General features: G+C 75.3%; 5 protein-coding genes and 1 pseudogene. 4 read left to right on the top strand and 2 right to left on the bottom strand.

Features of this window, described 5'->3' with window-relative positions; all coding sequences use genetic code 11:
* Positions 1-436, top strand: a pseudogene (locus tag F6X68_RS30710) (hypothetical protein); the annotation flags it as partial.
* Between the two features lie 17 nt (positions 437-453).
* Here the strand turns inward: F6X68_RS30710 and F6X68_RS30715 are convergent.
* Positions 454-1,026, bottom strand: a complete 573-nt coding sequence (locus F6X68_RS30715) for a DUF3000 domain-containing protein (RefSeq protein WP_151457523.1) — start codon at positions 1,024-1,026, stop codon at positions 454-456.
* Positions 1,027-1,197: 171 nt separating this feature from the next.
* Here F6X68_RS30715 and hemE point away from each other — a divergent pair, with 171 nt between their 5' ends.
* The 3 genes from hemE to hemQ are packed head-to-tail and all read left to right on the top strand — an operon-like array spanning position 1,198 to position 4,408.
* On the top strand, positions 1,198-2,295 hold the full coding sequence (gene hemE, locus F6X68_RS30720; RefSeq protein WP_151457524.1) for a uroporphyrinogen decarboxylase: 1,098 nt from the start codon (positions 1,198-1,200) through the stop codon (positions 2,293-2,295).
* 5 nt (positions 2,296-2,300) lie between these two features.
* The gene (gene hemG, locus F6X68_RS30725) at positions 2,301-3,710 is read left to right on the top strand and encodes a protoporphyrinogen oxidase (RefSeq protein ID WP_151457525.1); all 1,410 of its coding nucleotides are present in this window, start codon (positions 2,301-2,303) and stop codon (positions 3,708-3,710) included.
* Entirely contained in the window at positions 3,707-4,408 is a 702-nt protein-coding gene (gene hemQ / locus F6X68_RS30730; protein WP_151457526.1) for a hydrogen peroxide-dependent heme synthase, read from the top strand. Before hemG ends, hemQ begins: the two co-directional genes overlap by 4 nt.
* 90 nt (positions 4,409-4,498) lie before the next feature.
* On the opposite strand, the gene F6X68_RS30735 is transcribed toward hemQ, so the two are convergent.
* A partial coding sequence (locus tag F6X68_RS30735) for a cellulose binding domain-containing protein (RefSeq protein WP_192581609.1) occupies positions 4,499-4,795 on the bottom strand: 297 nt, incomplete at its 5' end.

A 4,795-nucleotide genomic window follows, 5' to 3' on the forward strand; every position in this document is an offset into this window, starting at 1 on the left:
CGCCCCCGCGCCCGGCGGCCCCCGCAAGAGCCACAAGGTGCTCGTCCTGGCGGTCGTGGCCGGGCTGCTCTTCGTCCTCGGCGGGGTGATGACCGGCCTGTTCGTGTCGACCACCAACGAGCTGGACCGGACCGAGAAGAAGATGGCCAGCGAGGTCAGCCAGCGCGACGGCACCATCACGGCGAACGGCAAGGAGATCGAGAAGCTCAAGACCGACCTCCAGGCGGTCCGGGACAAGCTCGGCGACACCGAGCAGGACCTCACCGGCACCCGCAACGACCGGGACGAGCAGGCCCGGCAGAAGAAGGTCATCGCCAACTGCCTCGACAAGCTCACCACCGCGCTCGCCGCGGCGGCGAACGGCAACAAGCCGGCCTACGACAAGGCCATCCAGGGCATGGACAAGGTCTGCAACGAGGCCGAGAAGTATCTGTGAGGTGACCCGTCGCGGGGTCAGGCCGCGCCGGCGGGGCGACGCTCCGGCAGCGCGGTCACCCCGGGCGGGGGAAGCCCGGCGGTCGAGGCCAGCAGCGCGCACCAGGCCAGCAGGTGCGGGGCGAGGTCGTCGTCGACCGGCGTCCAGGAGGCACGGATCTCGATGTCGCCGGCGGCGGGCGGCCCGGCCAGGTCACCGAAGCGCGTCGACATGGTCTGGGTGATGGTGCCGCCGATCGCCCGGTGCTCCGCGTCCTGCGCCTCCAGGGCGTCGGTCAGCCAGGTCCAGCCCACCCCCGGCAGCAGCGGATCGGCGGCCAGGTCGACCTCCAGCTCCGCCGTCACGTAGGTGACCAGCCGCAGGGTGCCCTGCCACGCCTCGTGACCGGCCGGGTCGTGCAGCAGGATGAGCCGCCCGGAGGCCACCTCCTCGCCGTCGCGCAGGACGGTGGCGGAGAGCGCGAAGGTGTACGGGGCGAGCCGCTGCGGCGCGCCGACCTCCTCCAGCACGATCTCCGATCGGGGCGCCGCGGACCGCAGCCCGGTGACCGCGCGGGCGAAGGTCTCCGGGAGCGCGATCGGGGGGGCCATGCCGGCAGCCTATGCCGCCGGCCGCCCGCCCGCCCGAGAGGCGCGCCGACGCCGTCTGACGCCGGGGCCGCCGCCACCGCCCGGCCGGTCCCGCCGCCGGCGGGCTGACCGGGGTCACAAAAGGCGGCGCTGCCCGCTGCCGGTCGCGTCCCCCGTGGCACGATGGCCGCGATGAGCACCACGACGACGGGCGCCGACGCCCGAGACGAAGACCCCCGCCCCGGCGGACCGGCCGACTCGCCCTTCGTCCGGGCCTGCCGGCGTCAGTCCGGCCCGCACACCCCCGTCTGGTTCATGCGCCAGGCCGGCCGGTCGCTGCCGGAGTACCGCGCGATCAGGGCCAACGTGGCGATGCTGGAGTCCTGCCGCCGCCCCGACCTGGTCACCGAGATCACCCTCCAGCCGGTACGCCGGCACGGTGTGGACGCCGCGATCCTGTTCAGCGACATCGTGGTGCCGGTCGCCGCCGCCGGGGTGGACCTGGACATCGTGCCGGGCACCGGCCCGGTGGTCGCCGAGCCCGTGCGCACCCTGACCGACGTGGAGCGGATCCGGCCGATCAACCGCGACGACGTGTCGTACGTGGACGAGGCGGTCCGGATGCTCGTCGCCGAGCTGGGCGACACCCCGCTGATCGGCTTCGCCGGCGCGCCGTTCACCCTGGCCAGCTACCTGGTCGAGGGCGGCCCGTCGCGGACCCACGCGAAGACCAAGGCGATGATGTACGGCCAGCCGGAGCTGTGGCACGCGCTCTGCGGCCGGCTGGCCGAGGTGACGCTGGAGTTCCTGCGGGTGCAGGTGGCCGCCGGGGTGTCCGCGGTGCAGCTCTTCGACTCGTGGGCCGGCGCGCTGTCGGAGGCCGACTACCGCCGCTTCGTGCTGCCGCACTCGGCGGGCGTGCTGGCCGGGCTGGCCGACGCGGGCGTGCCCCGGATCCACTTCGGGGTGGGCACCGGCGAGCTGCTCGGCGCGATGGGCGAGGCCGGCGCCGACGTGGTGGGCGTCGACTGGCGTACGCCGCTGGACGCGGCGACCCGGCGGATCGGGCCGGACCGGGCGGTGCAGGGCAACCTCGACCCGTGCGTGCTGTTCGCGCCGTGGCCGGTGGTCGAGGCCGAGGTACGGCGGATCCTGGAGCAGGGCCGGGCCGCCCCCGGGCACGTGTTCAACCTGGGGCACGGGGTGCTGCCGGAGACCGACCCCGACGTGCTGACCCGGGTGGTCGCCCTGGTGCACGAGCTGTCCGCCGAGTCGGGCGACCGGGGCTGAGCGGCATGCGGGCGACGTGGCGGGTGGCGGTGGTCGGTGGCGGGATCGCCGGGCTGGCCGCCGCGGTCCGGTTGCGCGACCGCGCTCCCGCCGGCACCGAGATCACGGTGTACGAGCAGTCCGGCGCGCTCGGCGGCAAGCTGCGCACCGGGGAGCTGGCCGGCTCACCGGTGGAGTTCGGCGCCGAGTCGTTCCTGATGCGCGACCCGGCCGGGGGCGAGTCCGCCGCCGTGGCCCTGGTCCGCCGGCTCGGCCTGGGCGAGCGGATCGTGCACCCCACCGTCGGGCAGGCCGCGCTCGTGGTCGACGGGGGGCTGCGCCCGATCCCGGGCGGCACGCTGGTCGGCGTACCCGGGGACCTGGAGCGGGTGGCCACGGTCGCGCGGCCGGCGCCGGACGCCGACGTCGACGCCGGCCGCCCGCTGCTCGGCGCGGACGAGGACGTCTCCGTCGGCGCGCTGGTGCGGGCCCGCTTCGGCGACGAGGTGGTCGACCGGCTGGTCGACCCGATGCTCGGCGGCGTCTACGCCGGCCGGGCCGACGACCTCTCCCTGACCACCACCATGCCCGCGCTGGCCCGGTCCGCCCGGGTGGAGCACACCCTGGTGGGCGCGGTGCGCGCCGCGCAGGCCGCGGCCCCCCGCGCGCCGGGGGCGCCGGTCTTCGGCACCCTGGCCAGCGGGCTCAGCACGCTGGTCGAGGCCGCCGCGGCGGCCAGCGGGGCGACGATCCGGCGGGGCGCGGCGGTACGCGAGCTGACCCCGGCCGGGGCCGGGTGGCGGCTGACCGTCGGCCCCACCCGCGAGGCGGAGTCGGTCGACGTCGACGCCGTGGTGCTGGCCGTGCCGGCCCGCCCGGCGGCCCGGCTGCTCGCCGGCCCGGCCCCGCGGGTGGCCGAGGGCGTCGGCGGGCTGGACTACGCCAGCGTCGCGCTGGTCACCCTGGCGCTGCCCGAGCCGGAGCTGCCGGAGCTGTCCGGCTTCCTGGTACCGGGCACCGAGGGCCTGCTGATCAAGGCGTCGACCTTCTTCACCACGAAGTGGGGCCACCTGCGCCGCACCGACGGGCTGGCGCTCGTCCGCGCCTCCGTGGGCCGCTACGGCGAGGAACGGCAGGTGCAGCGCACCGACGAGGACCTGGCCGCCACCGTGCACCGGGAACTGTCGGCGGTGCTCGGCGTGCCGCTGCCCGCACCGGTCGCCGGCCACGTGCAGCGCTGGGGCGGGTCGCTGCCGCAGTACACCCCGGGACACGTCGACCGGGTGGCCGCCGCGCGGGCGGCCCTGCAGGCGAGCCACCCGACCCTGGTCCTGGCCGGCGCCGGGTACGACGGGGTGGGCATCCCGATCTGCGTCCGCTCCGGCGAGACGGCGGCCGAGGAGATCATCACAGCACTGGGAGGACCGGGGACATGACCGAGCAGACCAACGCGGCCCGGCTGCGGGAGCTCAACGACAGCATCCGCTACACGATGTGGTCGGTGTACCGGGCCACCAGCCCGCTGCCGTCGCTGCGCGACAACGTCACCGGCGAGGTCGAGGCGCTCTTCGCGGAGCTGGCCGGCAAGGACGTGGTCGTTCGCGGCACGTACGACGTCTCGGGGCTGCGTGCCGACGCCGACCTGATGATCTGGTGGCACTCCGCCTCCAGCGACGACCTCCAGGACGCGTACCTGCGGTTCCGCCGCACCACGCTGGGCCGGGCGCTCACGCCGGTCTGGTCGCAGATGGCGCTGCACCGGCCGGCGGAGTTCAACAAGAGCCACATCCCGGCGTTCCTGGCCGGTGAGGAGGCGCGCTCCTACGTCTGCGTCTACCCGTTCGTCCGCTCCTACGAGTGGTATCTGCTGCCGGACGCCGAGCGGCGCGAGCTGCTCGCCGAGCACGGCAAGATGGCCCGCGGCTACCCGGACGTGCGGGCCAACACGGTCGCCTCGTTCGCGCTCGGCGACTACGAGTGGATGCTCGCGTTCGAGGCCGACGAGCTGCACCGGATCGTCGACCTGATGCGCGACCTGCGGGCCTCCGGCGCCCGGCGGCACGTCCGGGAGGAGATCCCGTTCTACACCGGTCGTCGCCGCTCGGTCGCCGACATCGTCAACTGCCTGGTCTGACGCACGCCTGCCCGCCGCACCGCCGTCGGGCCGGCCGGGGTCGCGCCCGGAGGGAGTGGGCTGCGACCCCGGCCGGGGTTCCGGTGGGGATCAGACCACGGTCGTGCAGGTGGGTGTCGGCACGCTGTTGGTGCCGGACCACGAGCCGAGGAAGCCGAACGTGGTGCTCGCCCCGGGGGCCAGCGACCCGTTGTGCTCCGCGTTGCGGGCGACGACCCGCGTGCCGCTGGTGGTCACGGTCGCGTTCCACGCCGACGTCACCTGCTGGCCGTTGGCGTAGGTCCAGGTCACGGACCAGCCCCTGACGGCCCCGCCACCGGCGGTCACCGTCACCTCACCCTGGAAGCCTCCGGTCCACTGCCCGGTCACCCGGTACGTCGCCGTGCA

This window comes from Micromonospora sp. AMSO12t (assembly GCF_008806585.1).
GTDB classification, from domain to species: Bacteria; Actinomycetota; Actinomycetes; order Mycobacteriales; family Micromonosporaceae; genus Micromonospora; species Micromonospora reichwaldensis.

Coding starts and splice junctions, on each gene's coding strand:
- F6X68_RS30715 (WP_151457523.1), bottom strand. CDS start 1,026: ATGGCCCCCCCGATCGCGCTCCCGGAGACCTTCGCCCGCGCGGTCACC.
- hemG (WP_151457525.1), top strand. CDS start 2,301: ATGCGGGCGACGTGGCGGGTGGCGGTGGTCGGTGGCGGGATCGCCGGG.
- hemE (WP_151457524.1), top strand. CDS start 1,198: ATGAGCACCACGACGACGGGCGCCGACGCCCGAGACGAAGACCCCCGC.
- hemQ (WP_151457526.1), top strand. CDS start 3,707: ATGACCGAGCAGACCAACGCGGCCCGGCTGCGGGAGCTCAACGACAGC.